Raw genomic sequence first — 4,889 nt, forward strand, 5'->3', positions numbered from 1 at the left:
ACGTTATTTCAACCTTTAAAATCTTTTTATATTGTTTTTGAAGAATTAGAGAAATCAAAAAAAATCGTTGATTTAGTTACTTATAACTATGTATATAAAAATATTTTGAATAAGTATTCTTATCCAATGAGTTCTATTAATAAAGAACTTTTAGATGATAATGATTTAAAAAATTCTTTATTTGATCAAACCAAGGCTGAATCAGAAACTGAAGAAAAAATTATAAGAGAAAAGGTAAAAACTTATAATTCCAATTTAGATGTTTTGTATGTGCCAAATATATTTTTAGAAATGGCTTTTACTTTGGCATATTTCACAGATTATGATAAAGATAAAAATTTATTTGATATTCCGGATAATGTTAAAAATTTAAAAAATGCTTTTTTGAACGGTCAAAATGTAGCTGATTATTCAGAAAATCTTGGTTCAAATCTTTTTTGTAAATTTAAAGAAATGAAAGATGAAATAGAAAAAATTTGCGGTCCTATAACTAAAACAAATTTTTACTTAGAAATTTCATTTTTAGATGATTTAAATACTGAAAAAATCATAGAAAATATCGACGGTTTCAATAACCATTCGTTTATCGTATATAGTAATTATTATGTAAATAATTTAATTATTCAGATATTAAATTCCAATAAAGATAAAGAATTAAAAGAAATATTTAGTTTTTTAATAGAATCTTTCAAAAATGTTATAAAAGAAAATGTTTTAACATCTGTCAAAGATTTTTATTATTATTTACTAGCCGGATATAGTATTGAAAAAAACAATATTTTTAATATGCAGAGCAATATTTTTGGTTTTGATCGTTCGCCAAGAACCAGGCTAAAAGATTTTGTTCCAGATATGAAAGATTTTATTTTTGGTGTTGAGACTGGATCTTTTTATTTATCGATGTTTAATCTTATTAATTATAAATCTATGTTTAATTTTGTTACTGAGGTTTATGGGATTAAAGAATATAATAAATCTAAAGAAATGATTGAAGTTTTGTTTCCTGAGAATAAAGATGAAATAAATATTGATTATGTTAAATCAAAATTTTTTGAATATCAAACAAAAATATTTAATAAAATATTTGATACCGAAATTGAAAATCACTCAAAATCAAATGATTTTTATTTGTACAGATATTCTAATGTCTTTGAAAATGATGAGGGTAAACTGGACACAAATTTTAGGGAAAAATTCTTTTTAGATGAGACTGGGCAGTTTAGATCAATTTCTTTTGCAAATAATTTATTTGGTGGAATGATTGGTGATCCAAAAGCTTCTACTTTATATTTTTTTCTAGGAAGCGGTTTAACTGAAAAAGCTCATATATTATATAGTCTTCCGGTTAAAAAAACTCTTATTTGGGATAAAGATAATATCTTTTATATTTCACCATTTAGTACAATATTGTCATTTTTTTCAGCCGGAGAATGGTTTCATACCAGAACTAAAATTGCTAATTCCGGATTGCCAACCGTAGATTTTATTAAATCATATCAAATTGTTATAAGAGGTCTTTATAATTTTATTTTGGTTGAGTCTAAAGATTTGGATGAATTTTTTAAAGATTTTGAACCATATAAAGAGTATAACGATAAAAAAGATGCCCCAGATGAAATAAATGACAAAATGGCTGAAATTCTTATAAATTTTACAAAAAAATCTATAACTTTAAATCCTGATAGACTTAAAGAAAAATCCAATATTTTGTTCGGTGATTTTAGCTTTCAAGATCAAGATAAAAAATTTAACGAAGGTTTATTAAATAAAAAAGCTATTTTATATAAAAATTTCTAGACTAAATTTTTATTTGAATAGAAATGGTCAAAATATCCTTTTTTTGTTATTGAGCTTTTAAATATTATATATAAATTTATATATAATAACGTAAAAGTTTAAATAGTTGTTTTTAAATCAGGATTTATTTTATGAAACTTTCTCTTTCTTGGATATTTGATCATATCAATGCCGATTGGCGCAAGCAAGATATTGATTATCTTATTTCTAAATTTAATGCCGTTTCCGGCGAAATGGAAGATTTTTATAAAGTAAAATTTAATTTAAAGAATTTTGCCATAGGCAGAGTAATAGAAATTAACCATAAAAGCATTAAATTAAATATTCCCGAATGGGATAAAGATGAAAGCTTTCCGGTAAGATCCGATGCAATTATTAACCACTATTTTATGGTAACAAGTGATGAATTGGGAATTCGTTATGCAAAGTTAAATGACTTTAATTTGGCAAAAGAAGGTCTTATCCCGGATTTATACTTACAAGAAAAAGAATTGAATGGTTCTTGGAAAGAAAAATTTGAAACAGAAGATGTAATACTTGAAGTTGATAACAAATCTATAACAAACAGACCCGACATGTGGTGTCATAGAGGCTTTGCAAGAGAAATTGCAGCTTTTATGGATCTTGAATTTTTGCCGGAATCTAAATTTTTAGATGAAAAACCTGTATTTGATTTTGATAAAAAGACAAAAATAACCAAAACCAATCCAATATCGATAGTTATTGATGATGAGTCTGCTTGTGCAAGATTTTCAGGAATTTATTTTGAAAGCATCAAAAATAGACCTACCGATATTTTGATTTTAAGTAGATTTTTAAAGATTGATGTAAGACCTATAAATATGCTTGTTGACCTTACAAATTATTTAATGCTTGATTGGTCTCAGCCTGTGCATGTTTATGATGCAAAAATGATTGAAGGCGAAAAAATTGTTGCAAGATCTGCAAAAAAACAGGAAAAACTTAAACTATTGGATGAAGTTGAAATTGAATTGGTTGAACAAGATTTGGTAATAGCAGATAATAAAAAAGTTTTGGGACTTGCGGGAATTATGGGGGGATATTATTCCGGAATATCAAAAGATACCATATCGGTGTTCTTTGAATCGGCAAATTTTGATCCTGCTGTAATTCGTAGAACGTCATTAAGACATAAAGTAAGAACTGAAAGTTCAATGCGATTTGAAAAAACTTTGGATAAAAATTTAACAACGCAAGCAATTTTGCGTTTTTTAAATTTACTAAGAAGTTATAAATTGGAATTTGTTGCAGCAGATGAAATAATTTCAGTTGGAACTCCGGCTAAAGAAGTGAAAATTGAATTATCGCATGAATTTTTGGAAAAAAAATCCGGCATAGAATTACAAGAATATGATGTTACATTGCCTCTGACAAGACTGGGGTTTAAAGTTGAAATAAATACTCAAGAAAAAAATGGGTTTCCTGAAAAAATATATTCAATTCTTGTTCCAAGCTTTAGAAGTTCAAAAGATATAAGCATAAAAGAAGATATTCTGGAAGAAATTATACGTTTCTATGGTTATGATAAAATTGGTTTGGAATTACCTCAAATTTCAAAAATACCAAATGATTTATCACATATCTTTAGATTAAGAGATATAAAAAATTACTTAATTAATACTGCAAAAATGACTGAACAACAGAATTATATCTTTTTAAATGAGATATTTTTGCAATCCATAGGGCTAAAAATTGAAAATATTGTAGCCGAGGTGGTAAATCCGGTTTCTACCGATATGTACAGATTAACCAATTCTTTATTGATAAATTTATTTAAGAATATAAAAGATAATTTTGCATATCGCGATAGTCTTCGTTTTTTTGAATTTGGCAGGGTTTGGAAACAGGGCGTTAAAGATGATATTGTAGAAAAACGATCTTTAGCAGGTATCTTTTTTGAGAAAAAGTCGGATGTAAATTTTTATTCTTGCAAATCTTACATTACAGATATTTTAAACTTGGTAGGAATTGATTTTAAAGAAACAGTTTGGGAACAGGTAACAAAACCTGATTATGTATGGGCAATGCCATATCAAACAGCCAAAATATTTTTGGATGGTAAAAAAATAGGCATAGTAGGAAAAGTTGATCCTTCATTTTTATCAAAATTAGATGTTTTGCCAGAAAGTGATGCTTTCTTTTTTGACTTGGATGGTGATTTTTTAATTAATCATACGGTAAAAACAAAGAAATTTGTTCCACTGTTAAAATATCAAGAAACATATTTTGACTTAAGTTTATTTGTTCCACTAAATGTTAAGACTGTTGATATTGAATCAAAACTTAAAAAAGTAAGCGATTTAATAATAAATGTTGATTTGATAGACTCTTTTGAACGTGAAGAATGGTCAGATAAAAGATCTTTAACATTTAGAATTTTATTGGCCGACCCGGAAAAAACAATAGAAAAAGTACAGATAGATGAGGTTTGGCATAATGCTGTAAAAACACTTGAAAAATTAGATATAAAATTGAGGGATTAATTTTGAGCAATATTAAGTTTTTTAGAACAAAAAAACAAAAAATTTATTGGGTATTATCTTGGTTTTTGACGGCTTTTTTGATGACACTGGATCGCTTATCAAAAAATTTTGTTTTAGATAATTTTAAAAATGGATCTATCAAAATTTTTGACGGTTTTGATATCACATTGTCGTTTAATAGAGGTGTGAGTTTTGGATTTTTAAATTTTAGCCAAGATCGTTTGTTTTATATTTTATCTATATTTATTGCTATTTTTATCGTAATTTTTCTTATGTATACATCGATTATGTTTAAAAAGGGTGAATCAACTTGGTTTAACTTTTTTATTTTAGCCGGAGCCTATTCTAATTTGCTTGATAGATTTATATATGGTGCAGTTATAGATTTTGTTGATTTATATATAAAATCTTGGCATTGGCCCATATTTAATCTAGCTGATGTTTTTATAGTTTTTGGTGTTTTTGGTTTGTTGGGAAGAATGTTTTATCATGATTATTTTAGAAAAGATTAGGGAATTTTGTTTTGATGTTTCCACATTATTTGGAATAGGACAAGGTTTTTTAGGCTCTTTTGTGGCATCTTTAATA

Annotated in this window: 3 protein-coding genes; all 3 read left to right on the forward strand. The window is 26.4% G+C overall.

Translation table 11 applies throughout. The annotated features are described in order from the left end of the window. On the forward strand, positions 1 to 1,797 hold a 1,797-nt coding region (locus KKE07_01550; protein MBU4269542.1), incomplete at its 5' end, for a hypothetical protein. 131 nt (positions 1,798 to 1,928) lie between these two features. Continuing rightward, the gene (gene pheT / locus KKE07_01555; protein ID MBU4269543.1) at positions 1,929 to 4,301 is read left to right on the forward strand and encodes a phenylalanine--tRNA ligase subunit beta; all 2,373 of its coding nucleotides are present in this window, start codon (positions 1,929 to 1,931) and stop codon (positions 4,299 to 4,301) included. Positions 4,302 to 4,303: 2 nt separating this feature from the next. Continuing rightward, a complete protein-coding gene (gene lspA / locus KKE07_01560) occupies positions 4,304 to 4,813 on the forward strand; it encodes a signal peptidase II (GenBank protein MBU4269544.1) in 510 nt (169 codons plus the stop codon). The last annotated feature ends 76 nt before the right edge of the window (positions 4,814 to 4,889 follow it).

This window comes from Candidatus Dependentiae bacterium, from assembly GCA_018897535.1.
In the GTDB taxonomy this organism is placed as follows: Bacteria; Babelota; Babeliae; order Babelales; family UASB340; genus UASB340.